We start from the raw sequence: 20,226 nt of genomic DNA, 5'->3' as shown, positions 1-20,226 counted from the left end.
CACTGGCCTCTGGAGCGCCAGTTACTGAGGCTGGCGGCGTTGCAAAGCACAATGTTGTTTGTGCAATTCAGATACCGAATTCAGACCCCTTCAGGGGTATCGATCAACCAGAAAGAAAGCAAAGGAAACACACCATGTTCAACAAAGGACAACTCGCCGGCCTGATGAAGCAAGCCCAGGCGATGCAGGACAACCTGAAGAAGGCCCAGGACGAGCTGGCGTTCATCGAAGTCGAGGGCGAGTCCGGCGCCGGCCTGGTGAAGGTGCTGATGACCTGCAAGCACGACGTCAAGCGCATCACCATCGACCCCAGCCTGCTGGCCGAAGACAAGGACATGCTGGAAGACCTGGTGGCGGCAGCGTTCAACGCGGCCGTGCGCAAGGCGGAAGAGACTTCGCAGGAGAAGATGGGCAAGCTGACGCAGGGCATGCCAGGCCTCCCGCCCGGCATGAAGTTCCCGTTCTGAGGATGGCTACCGAGCGGGCGATCTGCGTCGTTGGGCGGTGCTCGGAATCCTCACGTGCTTCAAGTACGTTCCGGTTCCTGCGTTCCGTCCGCCTGGCAGCTCATCCCGCTAGCTACGCCGTGACGGCGGGGAGTGAATACCGGGTTTTTTAGCGAGACTTTTTTGTTGTTTGTTTGTGGTGGCGGGCTTGTGTGGGGTGAAGCCTCTTCTCCACACAACCGTTCGGGCTGAGCCTGTCGAAGCCGTCCTTGGCGTCACACGCATTCCAAGTTTTTCAGAATTTCATCCCAACCCATGTCCACCACCGATTCCCTCGACGTTTTGATCCAGGCGCTGCGCCGGTTGCCGGGGGTCGGGATCAAGTCTGCGCAGCGCATGGCTTTCCATCTGCTGCAGCATGACCGGGAGGGGGCGCAGGTGTTGTCGCAGGCGCTGCAGCATGCCGTGGGGTCGGTACACCACTGTGCGCGCTGCCATACGTTCACCGAGGCGGAGGTCTGCAGTACCTGCCTGGACCCGTCGCGCGATGCGTCGCGGCTGTGTGTGGTGGAGACGCCCGCGGACCAGGCCGCGATGGAGCGCACGGGCGCGTTCAAGGGGCTGTACTTTGTGCTCATGGGCCGGCTCAGCCCGCTCGATGGCGTGGGACCCAAGGAGATCGGCCTGCACAAGCTGCTGCAGCGCGCCGCCGAAGAGGGCGTACAGGAGGTGATCCTGGCCACCAATTTCAACGCCGAGGGCGAAGCCACGGCGCATGTGATCAGCGAGACCCTCAAGGGCCGCGGCGTGCACGTCACGCGGCTTGCGCGCGGGGTGCCCGTGGGCAGCGAGCTGGAGTATGTGGACCTGGGCACCATCGCGCATGCGCTGTCGGACCGCCGCTGAGCAGAGCGGCTGTGCCGGGCCCATGCCGTACCGGTAGAATACTCACAATTTAATAGCTGCTAGCGCTTGTGTACCAAGCGGTAGCGGCCCAAAAGGCATACAAGATGAATACCACCATGCATGTCGCACGGTTTACGGTGGCCTACTGGTGCGTGCTGATCGCGGCGTTGCTGCCGCTGGCCTGTTCATGGCTTGCCAAGAGCGGCAGCTGGGGCAAGCCGCGCAAGGACGGCGGCTTCGACAACCACGACCCGCGCGCCTGGATGGCGCGCCAGACCGACTGGCGGGCCCGTGCCAACGCGGCGCAGGCCAACAGCTTCGAGACACTGCCGTTCTTCATCGGCGCGGTGATCATCGCGCACCTGCTGGGTGCCGGGCAGACGCTGCTCGACATGCTGGCTTTCCTGTACGTGATGCTGCGCGTGTTCTACATCCTGATGTATGTCTCGGACATGCCCACCGTGCGCAGCGCCGTGTGGGCTGCAGCCCTCATCGTGAATATCGCGATTCTCTTCGTGGGGTATCGGTAGCCTGGATCGGTAGGCCCCAGAGGCGCTGCGTGCAGTCCCCTCCCGCGCAGCGAGAGAGGGAGCACGCCGCAGGCGGCCCAGGGGTGGGCAGGTTCTTACGTAGAAACCCCGCTGGGAATCCCCCTAATGCGGGATGGCCCACTCTGCGGCACGATTGTTGCGGTGCAACAATCGTCCTTTTGCTGATTCCATGAACCGTCCTTTGCTCACCCGCCGCGCCTTCGGTGCACTGTCCGCTGTTTCGGCGGCCACGGTGTTCGCACCTGCGGCTGTGCGTGCGCAGGCGGAGGCCACGCCGCTGGGCCGCGTGACCATCGCCGTGGGCGGGCAGGGCGTGCTGTACCACCTGCCCTTGGCGCTGGCAGATCAGCTGGGCTACTTCCGGGCGGAAGGCCTGGACGTGGCTGTGCGGGACTTTTCCGCCGGTGCGCTGGCGGTGCAGGCGGTGCAGGACGGTGCAGCCGATGTCTGCGCTGGTGCGTTCGAGCACACGCTGCGCCAGCAGGCGCGGGGCCAGGCCTACCGCTCGCTCGTGGTGCAGGGGCGCGCACCGCAACTGGCCCTGGGCGTGTCGCAGCGGTCGATGCCGGCTTTCAAGGACCTGGGAGACCTGCAGGGGCGGCGCATCGGCGTGTCGTCGGTGGGCTCGTCCACGCACCTGGCCGCCAGCCTGCTGCTGGGCCGCGCGGGGCTCACGCCCAAGGACGTGTCTTTCGTGGCCGTGGGGTCCGGCACGGCGGCGCTCAATGCCCTGCGCTCCGGGCAGGTGCACGCCCTGTGCCATGCCGACCCGATCATGACCTTGCTGGAGCAAAAGGCCGACACCCGCATCGCGGGCGACCTGCGCTCGCTCAAGGCCGCGCAGGAGATGCTGGGCGGCAACATGCCCGCCAGCTGCCTGTATGCGCCGCAGGCCTTCCTCCAGAAGAATGCGCCCCAGGCGCAGGCCCTGGCCAACGGCATCGTGCACGCGCTCAAGTGGCTGCAGACGGCGGGCCCGGCCGACCTGGTGCGGGCGGTGCCGCAGGGCTACCTCATGGGAGACCGGGGGCTGTATCTGGCGGCCTTCAGCCGGGTGCGCGAAACCTATTCCACCAACGGCCTCATGGCGGACGACGGGGCGGCCACGGCCTTGCGCGTGCTGTCGCGCGTCCACCCCGAAATGGCGGATTTCAAGGTCGACCTGTCACGCACCTACACCAACGATTTCGTGCGCAAGGCGCGCCAGAAATTCAACGTGTAGACGGCGTGCCCAGGCGGGCCGCAAAACCATCTGGCGGGCCATGCCTACAGCCGCCTGGCACCGCGTCCTGCGACGGAAAAATCAGCGAACGGATGCACTACAGTCCTGGGCTCTCCGGTGCTGCAACCCATAGCGCCGCACCGGTGTCATCCCACCTTCTTTCGCTCTTATTCCTCAAGGATTGCGCCATGACGTTCAGCCTCAGCATCGGTCCCCTGGTTTCCCTGATCGCCGGCATTCTGATTCTGGTGATGCCCCGCCTGCTCAGCACCATCGTGGCGCTGTACCTCATCATCATGGGCATCCTGGGGCTGCTGGGCATGCACAACCTGCGCTTCTGAGCGCGGCCCCATACGGGGGCATAGCGCAGGACGGCGGCGGCGCTGCCGTGGCTTTCCGCAGCGCCGCCTTCAGCGCGTGAACCGCTTTGTGCGCCGGTCTCGCTGTGGCGATGCCGCTCAGCGGCGCTTGACCTTCGAGGGCGTGCCGCCCTTGCGCGAGGGTGCCGACACCGACCGCTTGCCGCCGCCACTGCTGTGCGCTGAAGCGCGCGTGCTGCCGCTGCTGCGTGCGCTGGCCTGCGCCTGCCGCACGGGCAGATACACCACCACCTGCTGCCCGAGCTTGAAGGCCGCATTTGCGCGCACGTCGTTCCAGTCGGCCACGCTGGACGCCGCCAGCTTGTAGCGGCGTGCGATGCTGGCCACCGTTTCACCCTTGCCGGCGCGCACGGTGGTCTTGCGGGTGACCACCTCAGGGGCAAAGGCCAGCTGTCCGTTGTCGGCCAGGTGGGAGGACACGTCCTGGCGGATGGCCGCCGAGCGCGGCACCATCAGCGCCGAGCCTGCCTTGATCAGCATGCGGGGCGGGATGCTGTTCAGGCTGCGCAGGTCGTTTTCGCTCATGCCCGCACGCTGGGCGGCCTCGGCCACCGTCATGTTGGACGGTACGGACCAGACGGTCCAGCTGGCGTACTGGCCTTCGCGGCGCGCTTCGAGGTTGCGCTGGAAGACTTTGGCGTTGTCCCAGGGCAGCAGGATCTGCGGCGTGCCCGCGGCAAGGATCACCGGGCGGTGGAACGAGGGGTTGAGCGCGCGGAAGTCTTCTTCGCGGATGCCGGCCAGCTGCGCCACGAGCGCCACGTCCATGTCGTGGGTGATGTCCACGGTCTGGAAGTACGGGTGGTTCTCGATGAGCGGCAGCTCGGTGCGGAAGGCTTCGGGGTGGGCCACGATGTTCTTCACGGCCTGCAGCTTGGGCACGTACATGCGGGTCTCGGCCGGCATGTTGAGGTCGGTGTAGCTGGTGCCCAGGCCTAGCTTCTGGTTGCGCGCGATGGCGCGGCCCACGCTGCCTTCGCCCCAGTTGTAGGCGGCCAGGGCCAGGTGCCAGTCGCCGAACATGCCGTACAGCTTTTGCAGGTAGTCGAGCGCGGCGCGGGTCGAGGCCAGCACGTCACGGCGGTCGTCACGGAATGCGTTCTGCTTGAGGTCGAAATAGTTGCCGGTGGCGGGCATGAACTGCCACATGCCGGCCGCCTTGGCGCTGGACACCGCCTGGGGGTTGAAGGCGCTTTCGATGTACGGCAGCAGGGCCAGTTCGGTCGGCATGCCGCGGCGCTCCAGCTCTTCGACAATGTGGAACAGGTACTTGCTCGAGCGCTCGGTCATGCGCTGCATGTAGTCGGGCCGGGTGGCGTACCACTGCTCGCGGTCCTGCACCAGTTCGTGCTGCAGGTCGGGCATCGCAAAGCCGCGGCGGATGCGGTCCCACAGGTCGGCGGGGGCCGAGAGCGATGCGACCTCGCCGCTGGCGGCCTGGGCTGCTGTGATGGGGCGCAGCGGGCCGTTGGGGATGACGGGGGTGTGCGGGGCGCGGGCCGACGGGGTGTTGGCGGTGGTGGTGGCCTTGGCGTCGGTGGTGGCGTTGGGGTCTTGCGTGGTGCCCGTGGTGGCGCAGCCGGTGAGCCATACGGCTGCTGCCAGGCAGGCAATGTGCAAAATTTTCATCGGAACTCGTTCTTCCATTGGCGCAGCGCGGCCAGTACCGCTACGGCGTCGTCTTGGTGGACCTGCGCATCGAAAGCCTGGGCCGCGTGGGCCACGCCAGGCTGCCGTGTGCGCAGGAAGGGGTTGATGTCTCGCTCCAGCGCCATGTTCGAGGGCAGCGTGGGCTGGTGGCCGGCACGCAGCGCTTCGCACTGGGTGGTGTAGTGGAGCAATGCTGCGTTGCCGGGTTCCACGGCGCGCGCAAATTTCAGGTTGGACAGTGTGTATTCGTGCGCGCAGCATACGCGGGTATCGCCGGGCAACGCCGCGAGCTGGTCGAGCGAGCCGAGCATCTGGGCCGGCGTGCCCTCGAACAGCCGTCCGCATCCGCCCGAAAACAAGGTGTCGCCGCAAAACAGCAGCGGCGCCCCATCGAACGCCGCGCAGTAGTAGGCGATGTGGCCCGCCGTGTGGCCGGGCACATCGATCACCGCAAAGTGCAGGCCCAGCGCATCCACGGTGTCGCCCTGCGCCAGCCGCACCAGCGGCTCGGGGATGCGCTCGCGGGCCGGGCCGTAGACCACGGCGCCGGTGGCCTCGCGCAGCGCATCGACCCCGCCGACATGATCGGCATGGTGGTGCGTGACTAGAATGGCCTGCAACTGCACGCCCAGGCGCTGCAGGGCCTGCAACACAGGCGCGCAATCCCCGGGGTCGACGACGATGGCCTGGTGCGCGTCGTGCAGCATCCAGATGTAGTTGTCGGTAAAGGCGGGCAGCGGCAGCAAGTTCATGAGCGATCAAATTATAGGTTTGCACCGGTGGTTCGACTCCCCGCCGGGCCGGTACCTGCTGGCGTGGGAGCAGGCGCGCTTCGATGACGCGGTGGCCGACATCTTCGGCTACCACAGCCTGCAGCTCGGCATGCCGCTGCTGGACGGCCTGCGCGCGAACCGCATGCCGCACCAGTGGTTGGCGCTGGGGCAGGAAGGTTTTGCGGCAGGCGCCATGTCGGGCCCCTCGGCCGGCGCCGCTGATGCTGATGCGGTGTCTGCGGGAGGGTCTGTGCCGCCCGAGCGCCGCGCCATCGACCTGCTGACAGAGTCCGTGGCCCTGCCGTTTGCAGAAAACAGCCTCGACCTGCTGGTGCTGCCCCACACCCTGGAGCTGAGCATCGACCCCCACGCCACGCTGCGCGAGGTGGAGCGGGTGCTGATGCCCGAGGGGCGGGTGGTCATCAGCGGCCTGAACCCCGCCAGCCTGTGGGGCCTGCGCCAGCGGCGGGCGCGGCTGTACCAGCGCCTGGGCAAGGGCCACCTGTACCTGCCCGATGTGGGCGAGTTCATCGGCTACCGCCGCCTGCGCGACTGGCTGCGGTTGCTCAGCTTCGAGGTCGAGTCGGCCCAGTTTGGCTGTTATCGTCCTGCAGTGCGCAGCACCCAGTGGCTGGACCGCTTCGGCTTCATGGACCCCTGGGGGGAGAAGTGGTGGCCCATCTTCGGGGCGGCTTACTTCGTGGTGGCCGTCAAGCGGGTGCACGGCATGCGGCTGCTGGAGCCCGCCTGGCGCACGCAGCGCCAGCGGTCCGCCGGCACCGTGCCCATTGCCAACCGGGCCCACACGGCAACGGCGCCGGCCGCACCCGCAGCGCAGCCCGTGGCCCGCAAGCGCCCGGCATCGTTCAAGCAACACGACAAAGACAGGAATACGGTTTGAATCAGGTAGTGATATACACAGATGGCGCCTGCAAGGGCAACCCCGGCCCCGGCGGATGGGGCGTGCTGCTGCGCGCGGGCGACACCGAAAAGGAGCTGTTCGGTGGCGAGCTGGGCACCACCAACAACCGCATGGAGCTGATGGCGGTGATCGAGGCGCTGACGGCGCTCAAGCGGCCCTGCGCGGTCACGCTGTTCCTGGACAGCGAATACGTGCGCAAGGGCATCACGGAGTGGATCCACGGCTGGAAGGCCAAGGGCTGGCGCACCGCATCCAAGCAGCCCGTCAAGAACGTGGAGCTGTGGCAGCGCCTGGATGCGCTGGTCAGCACCGGCGGCCACCGCATCGACTGGCGCTGGGTGAAGGGGCACTCGGGCGACCCCGGCAATGAACGCGCCGATGCCCTGGCCAACAAGGGCGTGGACCAGGCCCGCGGCAGGGGCTGACGCGCGCCTTTGGGCATTGAAGCTGGCACGCGGTGTGCATTCCAGCAACACAGCGCCTCGGGATCTGCGCCGCAGCGCCTGGGGTGAGTGGTCGCTTTGTGTAAAGCCTGCGTAAAACTGGGGAATTGACCTTCGGTCAAGGCGTCAGTCACTGCAGTGTCTGACACGGACTGATACATTCTTTGGTTGCATTCCGCTCTTCCACCGGTTTCATTGATCCATGGCGTCCAAGAAAAGAACCATCGTTTTCGCTGTCGTCGGCATCGCAGCTGCCCTGGGTGCTGCATGGTGGCTGCAAAAACCTGCCCAGGCTCCGCGCACTGACGGAGCGCCCGCAGCGCCCGCCGCCGCCAGTGGCGCCCCGGCCGGCTCTGCACGTGGTGGAGCGCAGGGCGGCGGTGCGGGCCGCGTGGCCATGGTGGAAGCCGTGCCCGTGCGCCAGATGGCGCTGCGCGACGACGCCGAGGCCGTGGGGAGCCTCAGGTCGCGCCAGAGCGTGGTGCTGCGCCCCGAGGTCAGCGGCCGCATCACCCAGCTGAACTTTCGCGACGGCCAGCGCGTCAAGCGCGGCCAGGTGCTGGTGCAGTTCGACGACCAGCTGCCCCGCGCCCAGATCCAGCAGAGCCAGGCGGAGATGTCCATCGCCCAGGCCAACCACAAGCGCAACCAGGAGCTCGTGGCCCAGGGCTTCATCAGCCAGCGCTCGGTGGACGAGAGCGCGGCCAACCTCGAAGTGGCGCAGGCCAAGCTGTCGCTGGCGCAGGCCACCGCATCGCGCCTGAAGATCGTGGCGCCCTTTGACGGCATCGCCGGCATCCGCGGCGTGAACGTGGGCGACTACCTCAAGGACGGTGCCGACATCGTCAACGTGGAAGACCTCGACGCCGTGTACGTGGACTTCCGCCTGCCCGAGCGCCTGCAGAGCAAGGTGCGCACCGGCCAGACCGCGCAGGTCTCCTTCGATGCGCTGCCGGGCGTGCGCTACGGCGCCGTGGTGCAGGCCATCAACCCCCAGATCGACGCCGACGGCCGCTCCATCGCGGTGCGTGGCTGTATCGACAACCGCCGCCTGCAGCTGCGCCCCGGCATGTTCGCCCGCGTGACCGCCGTGTTTGCCGAGCGCGCCAATGCGAGCGTCATCCCCGAAGAGGCCGTGGTGCCTGAGGGCACCAACCCCTATGTGTTCAAGATCGTCGAAGGCAAGGAGCCCGGCAGCCGCGTGGCCCGCCGCACGCCGGTGAAGCTGGGCGCGCGTACGCCTGGTTTCGTCGAGGTGGTCGATGGCCTGAGCGCGGGCGACCTGGTCGTTTCGGCAGGACAGCAACGCATCCAGAAGGACGGCGCGCCCGTGCGCGTGGTGGAGCTGGGCAAACCGGCCGGTGGCGCGGCGCCCGGGCCCGCACGGGCGGCATCGGGCGCTGGCGCTGCGGCCAGCGCAGGGGTGCCCGCCGATGTGCCGGCCCCAGGCGTGGCGGGGGCGCCCAGCGGCGCGCCCGTGGCTGCGGCCCCCGTGCCCGCGGCCGCGCCGGCAGCGCCGGTGGCCGCTGCGTCGGCCCCTGCGCTGGTGGCACCGCTGCCAGGCACCAACCCCTGCCTGGCCGCAGGCGGGCCCGGCGGGCGCGCGGCGCCCTCCGGTGCGCGCGCACCGGCCTGAGCCCCGCCCCCGCCCCCCGGATCGATTGACCGAGTGACCGACTGACCGACTGACCGAAGCCCCCACTGCCATGCAACTCGCTGAAATATCGATACGCCGGCCGGTCTTTGCCACCGTTCTGTCGCTGCTGGTGCTGCTGATCGGCGCGGTGAGCTTCACGCGCCTGTCGGTGCGCGAATACCCTAAGATCGACGAGCCCGTAGTCACGGTCAGCGTGCGCTACGCGGGCGCCTCGGCCGAGGTGATCGAGTCGCAGGTCACCAAGCCGCTCGAGGACTCCATCGCCGGCATCGACGCGGTGGACGTGATCACCTCCATCAGCCGCCCCGAGCAAAGCCAGATCAGCGTGCGTTTTCGGCTGGAGAAGGATGCCGACAACGCCGCCGCCGAAGTGCGCGACCGCACGGCCCGCGTGCGCAACCGCCTGCCCGACGCGGTGGACGAACCCGTCATCGCCAAGGTTGAGGCCGACGCCTCGCCCGTGATGTGGCTGGCCTTCAGCAGCGACACGCGCAGCCCGCTGGAGATCAACGACCTGGTCAACCGCATCGTCAAGCCGCGCCTGCAGACGGTGACCGGCGTGGCCGACGTGCCCATCTACGGCGAGCGCAAGTACGCCATGCGCGTGTGGCTCGACCCCGAACGCATGGCGGGGTACCGCCTGACCACGCAGGATGTGGAAGACGCCATCCGCAAGAACAACCTGGAGCTACCCGCGGGCCGCATCGAGTCGCAGCAGCGCGAGTTCAGCGTCACCTCGCAGACCGACCTGGCCACGCCTGGGCAGTTTGCCGAGGTGGTGATCCGCACGGTCAACGGGTTTCCGGTGCGCATCCGCGACGTGGCACGGGTGGAAGAGGGCGCCGCCAGCGACCGCAGCCGCGTGCGCCTGAACGGGCGCGAGGCCATCTCGGTCGGCGTGATCCGCCAGGCCACGGCCAACCCGCTGGAGCTGGCCCAGGGTGTGCGCTCGATGATGCCCGTCCTCAAGACCGACCTGCCGCCGGACATCGTGATCGATGTGGCCAACGACAACTCGCTCTTCATCGACCGGTCCATCAAGAGCGTGTACTCCACCATCATCGAAGCCGTGGTGCTGGTGGCGCTGGTGATCTTCGTCTTCCTGCGCACGCTGCGCGCGTCCATCATCCCCATCATCACCATCCCGGTGAGCCTGGTGGGCAGTTTTGCGTTGATGTCGCTGGCGGGCTTTTCGATCAACACCCTCACGCTGCTGGCGCTGGTGCTGGCCATCGGCCTGGTGGTGGACGATGCCATCGTGATGCTGGAGAACATCTACCGGCACATCGAGGAAGGGCTCGACCCGTTCTCCGCCGCCATCAAGGGGGCGCGCGAGATCGGCTTTGCCATCGTGGCCATGACGCTCACGCTGGTGGCGGTGTATGCGCCGCTGGCCTTCACGCCGGGCCGCACGGGCCGGCTGTTCGTGGAGTTTGCGCTGGCGCTGGCCGGGGCGGTGGTGGTGTCGGGCTTCGTCGCGCTCACGCTGTCGCCCATGATGTGTTCGCTGCTGCTCAAGCACAACCCCAAGCCGAACTGGTTTGACCGCTCCATGGAGCGCTGGCTCACCGCGCTGTCCGACGCTTACGGCCGCCTGCTGCGCTGGATCGTGACCGCCCGCTGGGGCGGCGGCGCGGGCCAGGAGGGCGCGGGGCGCGGCAGCCGCATTCGCGGCGCGATCTTCCAGGCGCGCTGGATCGTGATCGCCATCATGGCCTTGAGCGGCGTGGCCCTGGTGCTGGTGTACCCCACCATGCGCCAGGAGCTGTCGCCGCTGGAGGACCGCGGCACGGTGCTGGTCAACGTCACTGCGCCGGACGGCGCCACGCTCGACTACACCAATCGCTACGCGCTGGAGCTGGAAAAGCTCGGGCAGCAATACCCCGAGTTCGACCGCATCTTCGCCAACATCGGCAATCCGACGGTGGCCCAGGGCAGCGTCATCTACCGCACGGTGGACTGGGAAAACCGCAAGCGCACCACGCTGGAGCTGGCCCGCGAGCTGCAGCCCAAGGTGGGCACGCTGCCGGGCGTGAGCTCGTTCCTCATCACCCCACCGTCGCTGGGCCAGGGTTTTCGCGCACGGCCGCTCACGTATGTGATCCAGACGTCCGACAGTTATGAAAACCTCAACCAGGTGGCCACCGCCTTCATGGCAGAGATCGCGCAGAACCCCGGCATCGTCGGCCCGGACATCGACCTGCGCCTGAACAAGCCCGAGCTGCGCATCGAAGTGAACCGCGAGCGCGCGGCCGACCTGGGCGTGAGCGTGGACGTGGTGGCCAAGGCCATTGAGACCATGCTGGGCGGTCGCACCGTGACGCGCTACAAGCGCGATGCCGAGCAGTACGACGTGATCGTGCAGACGGAGGCACGCGGCCGCACCACGCCCGAGAACATCGACACCATCTACGTGCGCGGCCGCAACGATTCGATGATCCCGCTCTCCAGCCTGGTCAAGGTGCGCGAGAGCGTGAGCCCGCGCGAACTCAACCACTTCGGCCAGCGCCGCTCGGCCACCATCACCGCCAACCTGTCGCCCGACTACTCGCTGGGCGAGGCGCTCAAGTTCATGGACGACACCGCCGCCAAGGTGCTGCGCGCGGGCTACACGACCGACCTGAACGGCACCTCGCGCGAGTTCAAGAGCTCGCAGGGCGCGCTCGGCGTGGTGTTCTTGCTGGCGCTGGTGTTCATCTTCCTGGTGCTGGCGGCGCAGTTCGAGAGCTTCATCGACCCGCTGGTGATCATGGTGTCGGTGCCGCTGTCGATGATCGGCGCGTTACTGGCACTCAAGTGGAGCGGCGGCTCGCTCAACGTGTATTCACAGATCGGCCTGATCACGCTGGTGGGCCTGATCACCAAGCACGGGATCCTGATCGTCGAGTTCACCAACCAGCTGCGCGAGCAGGGCATGGACATGGTCGATGCGCTGGTCAAGGCCTCCGCCCAGCGCCTGCGCCCCATCCTGATGACCACCGGCGCCATGGTGCTGGGCGCCATCCCCCTGGCGCTGGCCACCGGCGCGGGGGCCGAGACACGCATGCAGATCGGCTGGGTGATCGTGGGCGGCATGTCGCTGGGCACGCTGCTCACCATCTTTGTCGTGCCCACCATGTACACGCTGTTCGCACGCCGCGCGGTGCCGGGCGCCAACACGGCGGTGGCGACCGAAGAGCCCGCCCATGCAGTGCACATGCACGACTACGTCGGCAAGTAGCCGCCTTGCCGCAGGGATCTGACGTATCAGAATGAAAAAACAAAAGGCCCGTCGGGGCCTTTTGTTTTTGGCCGCGGCCTGGTCGAATAGGCAGCGCGGCGTGAGAACTGTGGGGGGGTTGCAGGGTCGGTGGTGCATGGGTGCGGACTGAGCATTCCATCATGCCGCACCGTTCGGGCTGAACTTTCCGTACCGTTCGGGCTGAACTTGTCGAAGCCCAGCGAACCGCTTCGACAGGCTCAGCGTGAACGGTTTTTCCTTGATTTTTCAACGCCTCAGGTCGGATCATGCTGCCGGCGATGCAACCGCCTGCAGGGCATCCGCAATGTCCTGCTGGCCCTGCGGACGCACCAGCCGCTCCACTTCCTTGCCGTCCTTCAGGAACACCAGCGTGGGCCAGAGCTTCACGCTGAAGCTGCGGCCCAGGCGCTGGCCGGGGCCGTCCTCGACCTTCACGTGGGCGACGTCAGCGCGGTCTTTCAAGGCAGTCTCGATCAGCGGCTGTGCGCGCTGGCAGTGGCCGCACCAGGGCGTGCCGAACTCCAGCACGGCAGCGCCCGTCAGGCTGTCGATGTCTTCGCGGGCAGGGGGCTGGGCAAGGTGTGTGGCGGTGTATGGCATGGCGGTTCGACCAGTGAAGTGAAAAGTTGGGACACAGGTTATGGTGAGGGAGCGCGCTCTGCACCAGCGATGTCCCCATGGCTGTGTCAGATCATGCCTTCAAAGACCATCACATCCACCGTGTCGCCCACCGCCACGTTGCCCTGGCCGTGGTGCAGCACGATCAAGCCGTTGGCCTGCACCATGGAGCTGAGCACACCCGAGCCCTGGTTGCCCGTGGTGCACACCTGCAGCGTACCGTCGGCGGCGGTGGTGACGGTGCCGCGCTGGTATTCGGTGCGGCCGGGCTTCTTGCGCAGGGGCTCGGTGCACACGGCGCGCAGCAGGGGCGGCGCGGCGCGGGTGCTGCCCATCATGCGCAGCAAGGCAGGGCGCACGAACGCGAGGAAGGTCACCATCACCGCCACCGGGTTGCCCGGCAGGCCAAACAGCACGGCGCCTGCGCTGGCATTGCCGTTGCTATTGTTTTTATAGCTGTTAGCGCTTGCTGGATGCGCGGTGGAGGCTGTTTTTTCTTGAAATGGGGTGCCCTGCGGCGTATTGCTGATGCTGCCCACCGCCATGGGGCGGCCCGGGCGCATGGCGATGCGCCAGAAGGCCACGTCGCCCAGCTTCTTCATCATGGTGCGGGTGTGGTCAGCCTCGCCCACGCTCACGCCGCCGCTGGTGATGATGGCGTCCGCCTGCCCCGCGGCCTGGCGGAAGGCGGCTTCGAGCAGCGCGGGCTCGTCGCGCACCACGCCCAGGTCGATCACCTCCACGCCCAGGCGGGTGAGCAGTCCGAACACGGTGTAGCGGTTGCTGTCGTACACCGCGCCTTCGCGGGGCGGCTCGCCCAGGCTCAGGATCTCGTCGCCGGTGGAGAAGTACGCCACGCGCAGTCGCCGGAACACCGTCACCGTGGGCAGGCCCAGGCTGGCCACCAGGCCCAGCGCTGCGGGCGTGAGCAGCTCGCCACGCGCCAGCGCCACGCCGCCTTGCATCAGGTCTTCGCCCTTGAAGCGGCGGTTGTCGCCGGTGCGCAGCACGTCGGCCGCAATGCTGATGCGCTGGCATCCATCCGCTGTGCTGCCGGCCGTGTCGGAAGACGCGGTGGTGAACTCTTGCGGCACCACGGTGTCCAGACCCGCGGGCATGATCGCGCCGGTCATGATCTTCACGCATTCACCGGCTGCCACGTTGCCCGTCCACGCCTTGCCCGCCAACGCCGTGCCCACCACGCGCAGCGCCAGGGGCTGGCCCGCTACCAGCTGCGCGCCTGCGAAGGCGTAGCCGTCCATGGCGGAGTTGTCGTGCGGCGGCACGCTGATGGGCGACACCACATCGCGGGCCAGTACGCGGCCCAGTGCGTTGAAAAGCGGCAGCTCCTCGGTGTCCTGCACGGGCTCGACCAGGCGCTCCAGGAACGCGTTCACATCGGAGGCTTTGAGCGCATGCGGGTCGTAGCCCTGAAGTTCAGCAGCGATCTGGGCAATGGTCTTCATGGGCAGCAAACAAACAATCAATCAATCAGTCGGGTATGCCGCGCGGCAATCGTCACAGGATGTCGCGTCACCGGGAGCGGCAGGCGGCAAAGGGGTCGGAGGTCAGCAAAAGCAGCATGTGCAGCTTGTCGTACGCCACGTTGTCGACGATCACGGCGCGCGGCAGCAGGCCCCAGGCATGAAAGCCCGCCTGCTCGTACAGCCGCACCACATGGGTGTTCGACGCGGTCACCGTGAGCACCAACTGCGTGAGGCCGGGGACCTGGCGCGCAGCCAACACGCAGGCTGCAATCAGCTGCCGCCCGATGCCCTGGCGCTGCGCACCGGGAGCCACCATCATGCCCACCACGCTGGCGCAGTGGCGCTGCTGGGTCCGCTGCTCGCGCTCGCAGCCCACGCAGCCGAGCAACCGGCCGGTGGCATCGAACGCACCGAGAAAAAACGTGCCCGATGCCACCGGCCCGAAGCGCCCGGCGTATTCCTTGGCCGCGCGGCCGATGGACGACGCGTAGTCCGAGGTGAAGGCGTCGGGTGCCGTGCGCAGCGCTTCATCGCGCACCGCCTTGTAGGGCACGGCGTCGGCCGCTGTGAGTGCGCGGATGCGTACCGCCGCAGGCTGGGCGGCAGTAGTCGCCACCGGAATCGACGTCGCTGCGGTGCCTGCGCTGTGGGGAGTGGGCATGGGGCAAAAAGCGGGGGATGGTTGGGGTGCAAACCGGAGCAGGGGAGGGCCGTGCGTGCAGGCGCGGCAACTCAGCGCCCCGCCGTGCCCTCCAGCGCATGCAACTCGGCCAGGGTGTTGGCGTTGAAGAACGCTTGCGCGTCATCCCCAGCCTGATCGAACGGCACCAAGGCACAGCGGTGCTGGCCGGTCCACGCGTCGATCTTGCGGCCACCGGCCTGCGTGAAGGCCACCAGGCTTTCCAGCAGCTCCACGCGCAGCAGGCAGAACACCGGCTGCGGGCGCACGGTGATACGCCCCTGACCGTCGTCCTCGGGCGCGCAGGCCATGGCGATCTCGGCGTCCTGCTCGCTGGCGGCAGCGGCCAGGCGGGTTGCCAGGTCCAGCGGAAACAGGGGCGTGTCGCACGGCACGGTCAGCAGCCACGGTGTTTCGCAGCGCTCCAGGCCCGTCAGAAAGCCCGCCAGCGGCCCCGCATAGTCGGCCAGCACATCGGGCCACACCGGCGCACCGAACGCCTCGTACGCGGCCAGGTTGCGGTTGGCATTGACCATGGTGGACCCGGTCTGCATCTGCAGCCGCATCAGCGTGTGCAGCGCCAGCGGCAGGCCGCGAAAGTTCTGCAGGCCCTTGTCGACCCCGCCCATGCGGGAGCCCCGGCCGCCGGCCAGCACGAGGCCCGTGATGTCTTGGGTATCAATCATTCGTGATCTTCAAAGAAACTCAGACGGGTGCTTCGCGTGATCTGGGAACGGGCGCGGCCGGGCCAGTGCACCCGTGCAACCGACTTCGCCAGGCCACCGGGTGCGCCCCCCTGCCGCACGCAGCGAGAGCGCAGGCAGACGCCGAAGGTGGCTCAGGGGGCGCTTCACTTCATCCACCGATGTAACTCATCTCCACCCGGCGAGCACCGCCACCCGTGTCCGTAGGCAGGCTGCTGCGCAGCTCCGAATAGCGGTCGGTGCGCTGCTGCCAGATGGGGGCGATGGCCGATGCGATGGCCTCGTCGCTGGCACCACCGCGCAGCAAGGTGCGCAGGTCGTAGCCCTGGGTGGCGAAGAGGCACAGGTAGAGCTTGCCTTCGGTGGACAGGCGCGCGCGGTTGCAGTCGTGGCAAAACGCCTGGGTCACACTGCTGATCACGCCGACCTCGCCCAGGCTCGCATCGTGCACCCCCGCCGCGTTGGCGTAACCCCAGCGCTCGGCGGTTTCGCCCAGGGACGTGTGGTCGAGCGGCACCAGCGGCAGCTCGGCGCGCAGGCGCTCGATCAGTTCGGCCGATGGCAGCACCTCGTCCATGCGCCAGCCGTTGGTGGCTCCCACGTCCATGTATTCGATGAAACGCAGCGTGGTGCCCGTGCCCCGGAAGTGGCGCGCCATGGGCAGCACCTCGTGGTCGTTGGTACCACGCTTGACGACCATATTCACCTTGATTTGCGAGAGGCCCGCCGCGTGCGCCGCCTCGATGCCGGCCAGCACGTCCGCCACCGGAAAGTCCACATCGTTCATGCGGCGGAACACCGCATCGTCCAACCCATCGAGGCTCACGGTCACGCGGTTCAGGCCCGCGTCCTTCAGGGCCCGGGCCTTGCGCGCGAGCAGCGACCCGTTGGTGGTGAGCGTCAGGTCTGGCGGCAAGCCGTCCACGGTGCGCAATTCGGCCAGTTGCGCCACCAGGGCTTCGAGGTTCTTGCGCAGCAGCGGCTCGCCGCCGGTCAGGCGGATCTTGCGCACGCCATGCGCCAGGAAGAGCCGCGCCAGACGCGTGATCTCTTCAAAGCTGAGCAGGGCGCCGTGCGGCAGGTAGGGATAGTCCTTGTCGAAAACTTCCTTGGGCATGCAGTAGTTGCAGCGGAAGTTGCAGCGGTCCGTCACGCTGATGCGCAGGTCCCGCAGCGGCCGGCCGAGCGTGTCGGTGAGCAGCCCGGTGGGCGCCGAGGCGTGCAACGGCACCTTCGCCGCCAGAGCGGCGATGCGTTGGTCCACCAGGGGGATCACTCGTTCGGCCATGGGGTGATTTTGCCGCATGGGCTCCGCCTCGCGGGGGAAGCCCTTGGTGCCGGAGTTGATCGGGGTCAATTTTGGCGCAGGCAGTGCCTTGAGCGTTAACGTAAGCAGACCAAGTACCAAGTTTCCGTAAGCAGTGAGTTGACTGTTTCTTCGATGACGGCTATTGATTTTTATGACTCGGGAGGTTGTATTTCACCTCGAGTGGCTAAGCTGGATGATTTCTCCATTTTTTTTAATCCTGATATGCGCAGTTCCTCCAACTTCCTGAGGGCTAAGCGATCCTTTAATATCCCAAATGTCCCCCTTTAAGTTTGCAGAAAGAGGTCTTTGTTTTTTTATTTGATTGATCCCATAAATTTTAATTAAAATTATTTCTGCCACAGCGATTGCTGTTTCCTCATCTGGCAAAAATCCTTCTTTTGGGTTGAAACTATGCATGTCGCGTCCTTCCGTATATGGAGGAAATAATATCAATGAAGTGGAGAGCATCAGTCCAAATATTAAATTCATTTTGTTTTGACCTTTCCAATCGTTCCGTCTCTACCCGTTTTGTAATCGTAGCGCTTTAAATTTCCAGACGGTGTTCCGACATATCCGTCAATGCCATATCTGTCTGCATAACGTGTATCTGCTGTAGAAAAATTTTCGCTGTCATACTTTGGATCAGGGCCGCCATGAGTATGGTAGTAAGCTGTTGCTTTAGTATTTGGCGGGCACGAACCTGGGCCGCCCGGATTTACAGCAGATTTTCCACCGCTTTTTGGCCGCGTGTATGAATATTTGCCTTTGCTGTCTTGATAAATCATCCCGCCAAACTCAGAGTTTTTTCTAATTGATGCAGGATTGACATCATTTATCGCAGCTTTTGCTGCTGCATCTTGCGAAGGATATGGATCACCGGGAGCAAGCCCCATGGCATCAACCGTGCTCATCGGGGTTGCTTCAACATATAGATACCCATTAGATCCACCGCCGAACCCAATAGGATCTTGAGTCACATACTGCCCCAAGCCCGGGTCGTAGTACCTAAACCGGTTGTAATGCAACCCCGTCTCCTGATCAAGCTGCTGCCCCTGCAAGCGGATGGGTTGATGGATGCAGCGGGGGTTGTACTCCTGCTCGATCTCGCCCCAGGCGCTGTACTTGGCGGCCCAGCTTACGTCTCCCGCTTGATCTCCGTTCGCGTCCACCAGCGCAATGGGCGTGCCCAGGTGGTCCGTCAAGAAGTGCCTGATGGTCAGTGGGTGGGCATCCTCGGTTTGAGTTTGTGCTTTCTTGAGGAGCTGCAGTGATTCCTGTACTTGGCTTCGCATGTCCTGCGGCAGCAAGGCCGACAGCTGGAAGCCCGGCTGCAGAATCTCCTTCAATGCCTGGTGCAGCATCTCCTGGTCGCGTTGCTGCAGCTCTGGTTCTGGCGCTTGTGGGTCGCCGCTGCCGGCCAGGGCCAGCAGTGTTTTGACGGGATTGGTGTGCCCTTGTTGGCTGCGCTGTACCTGCAGCAATGGCACGAAGCTGCCCGGCTCGTACACCGTGTGGTGGATCTGGCCTTGGGATTGGGTGTGCACCAGCCGGTCCCCATCCCAGCCGTAGTGGGTGGCCTGACTCTCTTGACCGGTCGCTTCGTGTGTCTTGCTCACTCTGCGTCCGAACGCGTCGTAGCGATAGCTGGTTTTGCTTTGCACCTGTCCTTGCGGGTCGATCTGTGTGACTTGCCTGAGCTGGTGCAGGGCGTCGTAGCGCAGAGCGGTGGTGCTGCCGTCGCCATGGCGGGCTTCGATCCGGTTGCCCCAGTCGTCGTAGCGGTAGTGGGTGGCGCCTTCATCATCTGCGCCCTGGCTCCAGCCGATGCGGTTGTCCCGCCAGCGCTCCACGTCCTGTTCGGCAGGGCTGTCCGCGCTGGGTTGAGGCTGCAGCAGGTTAAAGCGTGGATCGTGCAGGTTCTGCTGGACCTGGGCGGTCCAGTCCATGCTGCCTGTGTTCTTGGCTGGTGAGCGCTGGCCGGTTGCCTGCTCGGGCAGCCGGTTGCCCGCCGGGTCCAGTCTCCAGCGCGCTTGCTGCTCACCCTGGGCACTGGCGCTGCGCTGGCCTGTCAGGCGCTGGCGGGCGTCGTACTGGTACGCGTCTGCGTGGGTCGGGGTCTGGATGCCCACCAGCTGGCCCAGGCTGTCGTAGGTGTAGCGGCGTTGCCGCAGGCCACCGATGAGGGGCGCTGCGCTGGAGGGGGCGCTGCCTTGGCCGGGCAGGCCCTGCCAGCGCTGGTGCAGCAGGCGTCCCAGGGGATCGAGCTGGCGGGTTTGTGTCAGCGCTGTGCTGGCTATCTCACCCGGCAGCAGGTGCAGGGTGCGGCCCACTTCGCGGTGCAGCTTGTCGCGCTCCAGCGCCACCAGGGGCACCTGGTTGAGCAGCACGCCGTGCACGTGGCCCGAGCCATAGCTGAGCCAGTCGAGCTGGCCGATACCCTGCAGTTCGCTGGTCTCGCGTTGGCCGAGGGCGCCCAGGCGGTGGTGGATACGGTGCTCGAATTCAATGACAGGCTCGCCGCTGGAGTTGCCGTACAGCGTTTGCACCTCGCCAGTGGGGCGCCTCAGGGCGTCGCGCTGCAGGTCCACGCGGCTGGTTTGGTGCAGCCGGTGGACTTGCAGGCTTTGCAGCAACGGGTTGCTGGTCTGCGCCTGGGCATCGCGCTGCTGGTGGAGCGCGGCAGTGAGCTGCGCAGTGCTCAGCTCCAGCCAAGCAGCGATCAGGGCGGCTGGCGCATCAACCTGATTGGGCTGATCAGACCAGTCCATCTCCCAGCCCTGCGTGTCCAGGAGTTCGCCGCTGTCGCTGTAGCCGAAGTGGTGGATCTGCAGGTCGGCGCCCTTGTCGGGTGTAGCTGGCTGCGCTGCACCAACGTTGCCGAGCTTACCGGTCACACGGTAGACCAACCGCCCCGCGCTGTCGTAGTGGTACCGGCTGCGCACCGTGCCCTGGCTTTCTGTTGTGCCCTGGCTTTGTGCGCCCATGCCACTGTCCTGCGCATCGGTCTTCTCGATCAGCTGGCCCGCTGCGTCGTAGCGGTATCTTTGGCTGCGCCCATCGAACCCTGTCTCCCGGACCAGGCGGTCCCCGCTGTCGTAGGCGAAGCGGGTGACCGCATGGTTCTCGTTGACGAGCTCGGTCAAGCGCCCGGCCACGTCGTAGCGCAGGTGCAGGCTCGCGCCCGCCTGGGTCTGTGCGGTGACGCGGCCCCACAGGTCATGGTCGTAGGTGATGGTGG

General features: G+C 66.3%; 18 protein-coding genes. 9 read left to right on the top strand and 9 right to left on the bottom strand.

Going from position 1 to position 20,226, the window contains the following annotated elements; all coding sequences use genetic code 11:
• Positions 1 to 134: 134 nt before the first annotated feature.
• The 5 genes from ACIGHN_RS20455 (at position 135) to ACIGHN_RS20435 (ending at position 3,466) form a co-directional block, all read left to right on the top strand.
• Positions 135 to 467, top strand: coding sequence for a YbaB/EbfC family nucleoid-associated protein (locus ACIGHN_RS20455; protein ID WP_396505769.1), 333 nt, complete (start codon positions 135 to 137; stop codon positions 465 to 467).
• A 294-nt stretch (positions 468 to 761) separates the two neighbouring features.
• Positions 762 to 1,352: a recombination mediator RecR gene (recR, locus tag ACIGHN_RS20450; protein ID WP_396505768.1), complete on the top strand. Its 591-nt coding sequence runs from the start codon at positions 762 to 764 to the stop codon at positions 1,350 to 1,352.
• Between the two features lie 104 nt (positions 1,353 to 1,456).
• Positions 1,457 to 1,882 carry an MAPEG family protein gene (locus ACIGHN_RS20445; protein WP_056413492.1) on the top strand — a complete coding sequence of 142 codons (426 nt, stop codon included), beginning with the start codon at positions 1,457 to 1,459 and terminating at the stop codon, positions 1,880 to 1,882.
• Between the two features lie 190 nt (positions 1,883 to 2,072).
• Positions 2,073 to 3,125 (top strand): ABC transporter substrate-binding protein, encoded by a 1,053-nt coding sequence (locus tag ACIGHN_RS20440; RefSeq protein ID WP_396505767.1) that lies wholly within the window; start codon positions 2,073 to 2,075, stop codon positions 3,123 to 3,125.
• 188 nt (positions 3,126 to 3,313) lie between these two features.
• On the top strand, positions 3,314 to 3,466 hold the full coding sequence (locus ACIGHN_RS20435) for a DUF3096 domain-containing protein (protein WP_082485775.1): 153 nt from the start codon (positions 3,314 to 3,316) through the stop codon (positions 3,464 to 3,466).
• Between the two features lie 117 nt (positions 3,467 to 3,583).
• Here the strand turns inward: ACIGHN_RS20435 and ACIGHN_RS20430 are convergent, their stop codons facing one another.
• Positions 3,584 to 5,134: a transglycosylase SLT domain-containing protein gene (locus tag ACIGHN_RS20430; protein WP_396505766.1), complete on the bottom strand. Its 1,551-nt coding sequence runs from the start codon at positions 5,132 to 5,134 to the stop codon at positions 3,584 to 3,586.
• Positions 5,131 to 5,907 carry a hydroxyacylglutathione hydrolase gene (gene gloB, locus ACIGHN_RS20425; RefSeq protein ID WP_396505765.1) on the bottom strand — a complete coding sequence of 259 codons (777 nt, stop codon included), beginning with the start codon at positions 5,905 to 5,907 and terminating at the stop codon, positions 5,131 to 5,133. Before gloB ends, ACIGHN_RS20430 begins: the two co-directional genes overlap by 4 nt.
• On the opposite strand from gloB, the gene ACIGHN_RS20420 reads away from it, so the two are divergent.
• The 4 genes from ACIGHN_RS20420 to ACIGHN_RS20405 all read left to right on the top strand — a co-directional run bounded on the left by ACIGHN_RS20420 (position 5,906) and on the right by ACIGHN_RS20405 (position 12,170).
• Positions 5,906 to 6,829 carry a class I SAM-dependent methyltransferase gene (locus ACIGHN_RS20420; protein ID WP_396505764.1) on the top strand — a complete coding sequence of 308 codons (924 nt, stop codon included), beginning with the start codon at positions 5,906 to 5,908 and terminating at the stop codon, positions 6,827 to 6,829. The two genes, gloB and ACIGHN_RS20420, sit on opposite strands and share 2 nt — an antisense overlap.
• Positions 6,826 to 7,275 carry a ribonuclease HI gene (gene rnhA, locus ACIGHN_RS20415; RefSeq protein WP_056413196.1) on the top strand — a complete coding sequence of 150 codons (450 nt, stop codon included), beginning with the start codon at positions 6,826 to 6,828 and terminating at the stop codon, positions 7,273 to 7,275. Before ACIGHN_RS20420 ends, rnhA begins: the two co-directional genes overlap by 4 nt.
• 220 nt (positions 7,276 to 7,495) lie before the next feature.
• The gene (locus tag ACIGHN_RS20410) at positions 7,496 to 8,929 is read left to right on the top strand and encodes an efflux RND transporter periplasmic adaptor subunit (protein WP_396505763.1); all 1,434 of its coding nucleotides are present in this window, start codon (positions 7,496 to 7,498) and stop codon (positions 8,927 to 8,929) included.
• A 70-nt stretch (positions 8,930 to 8,999) separates the two neighbouring features.
• On the top strand, positions 9,000 to 12,170 hold the full coding sequence (locus tag ACIGHN_RS20405; protein WP_396505762.1) for an efflux RND transporter permease subunit: 3,171 nt from the start codon (positions 9,000 to 9,002) through the stop codon (positions 12,168 to 12,170).
• A 285-nt stretch (positions 12,171 to 12,455) separates the two neighbouring features.
• Here the strand turns inward: ACIGHN_RS20405 and ACIGHN_RS20400 are convergent, their stop codons facing one another.
• The 7 genes from ACIGHN_RS20400 to ACIGHN_RS20370 all read right to left on the bottom strand — a co-directional run.
• On the bottom strand, positions 12,456 to 12,791 hold the full coding sequence (locus ACIGHN_RS20400; protein ID WP_396505761.1) for a thioredoxin family protein: 336 nt from the start codon (positions 12,789 to 12,791) through the stop codon (positions 12,456 to 12,458).
• An 86-nt stretch (positions 12,792 to 12,877) separates the two neighbouring features.
• The gene (glp, locus tag ACIGHN_RS20395; protein WP_396505760.1) at positions 12,878 to 14,275 is read right to left on the bottom strand and encodes a gephyrin-like molybdotransferase Glp; all 1,398 of its coding nucleotides are present in this window, start codon (positions 14,273 to 14,275) and stop codon (positions 12,878 to 12,880) included.
• A 67-nt stretch (positions 14,276 to 14,342) separates the two neighbouring features.
• Positions 14,343 to 14,957, bottom strand: a complete 615-nt coding sequence (locus tag ACIGHN_RS20390) for a GNAT family N-acetyltransferase (protein WP_396505759.1) — start codon at positions 14,955 to 14,957, stop codon at positions 14,343 to 14,345.
• A 71-nt stretch (positions 14,958 to 15,028) separates the two neighbouring features.
• Positions 15,029 to 15,661, bottom strand: a complete 633-nt coding sequence (gene mobA, locus ACIGHN_RS20385) for a molybdenum cofactor guanylyltransferase MobA (protein WP_396505758.1) — start codon at positions 15,659 to 15,661, stop codon at positions 15,029 to 15,031.
• A gap of 169 nt (positions 15,662 to 15,830) precedes the next feature.
• Positions 15,831 to 16,967, bottom strand: coding sequence for a GTP 3',8-cyclase MoaA (gene moaA / locus ACIGHN_RS20380; RefSeq protein WP_396505757.1), 1,137 nt, complete (start codon positions 16,965 to 16,967; stop codon positions 15,831 to 15,833).
• 192 nt (positions 16,968 to 17,159) lie between these two features.
• Entirely contained in the window at positions 17,160 to 17,405 is a 246-nt protein-coding gene (locus tag ACIGHN_RS20375) for an NTF2 fold immunity protein (protein ID WP_396505756.1), read from the bottom strand.
• A 68-nt stretch (positions 17,406 to 17,473) separates the two neighbouring features.
• The coding region (locus ACIGHN_RS20370; protein WP_396505755.1) for a DUF4329 domain-containing protein at positions 17,474 to 20,226 on the bottom strand (2,753 nt) is incomplete at its 5' end.

Source organism: Acidovorax sp. NPDC077693 (assembly GCF_044542805.1).
Lineage (GTDB): Bacteria > Pseudomonadota > Gammaproteobacteria > Burkholderiales > Burkholderiaceae_C > Acidovorax.
This window is presented reverse-complemented; position numbering and strand designations above follow the sequence as displayed.

Coding starts and splice junctions, on each gene's coding strand:
- ACIGHN_RS20405 (WP_396505762.1), top strand. CDS start 9,000: ATGCAACTCGCTGAAATATCGATACGCCGGCCGGTCTTTGCCACCGTT.
- glp (WP_396505760.1), bottom strand. CDS start 14,275: ATGAAGACCATTGCCCAGATCGCTGCTGAACTTCAGGGCTACGACCCG.
- mobA (WP_396505758.1), bottom strand. CDS start 15,661: ATGATTGATACCCAAGACATCACGGGCCTCGTGCTGGCCGGCGGCCGG.
- gloB (WP_396505765.1), bottom strand. CDS start 5,907: ATGAACTTGCTGCCGCTGCCCGCCTTTACCGACAACTACATCTGGATG.
- ACIGHN_RS20445 (WP_056413492.1), top strand. CDS start 1,457: ATGAATACCACCATGCATGTCGCACGGTTTACGGTGGCCTACTGGTGC.
- recR (WP_396505768.1), top strand. CDS start 762: ATGTCCACCACCGATTCCCTCGACGTTTTGATCCAGGCGCTGCGCCGG.
- ACIGHN_RS20400 (WP_396505761.1), bottom strand. CDS start 12,791: ATGCCATACACCGCCACACACCTTGCCCAGCCCCCTGCCCGCGAAGAC.
- ACIGHN_RS20455 (WP_396505769.1), top strand. CDS start 135: ATGTTCAACAAAGGACAACTCGCCGGCCTGATGAAGCAAGCCCAGGCG.
- ACIGHN_RS20430 (WP_396505766.1), bottom strand. CDS start 5,134: ATGAAAATTTTGCACATTGCCTGCCTGGCAGCAGCCGTATGGCTCACC.
- ACIGHN_RS20440 (WP_396505767.1), top strand. CDS start 2,073: ATGAACCGTCCTTTGCTCACCCGCCGCGCCTTCGGTGCACTGTCCGCT.
- ACIGHN_RS20435 (WP_082485775.1), top strand. CDS start 3,314: ATGACGTTCAGCCTCAGCATCGGTCCCCTGGTTTCCCTGATCGCCGGC.
- ACIGHN_RS20410 (WP_396505763.1), top strand. CDS start 7,496: ATGGCGTCCAAGAAAAGAACCATCGTTTTCGCTGTCGTCGGCATCGCA.
- moaA (WP_396505757.1), bottom strand. CDS start 16,967: ATGGCCGAACGAGTGATCCCCCTGGTGGACCAACGCATCGCCGCTCTG.
- ACIGHN_RS20420 (WP_396505764.1), top strand. CDS start 5,906: ATGAGCGATCAAATTATAGGTTTGCACCGGTGGTTCGACTCCCCGCCG.
- ACIGHN_RS20390 (WP_396505759.1), bottom strand. CDS start 14,957: ATGCCCACTCCCCACAGCGCAGGCACCGCAGCGACGTCGATTCCGGTG.
- ACIGHN_RS20375 (WP_396505756.1), bottom strand. CDS start 17,405: ATGCATAGTTTCAACCCAAAAGAAGGATTTTTGCCAGATGAGGAAACA.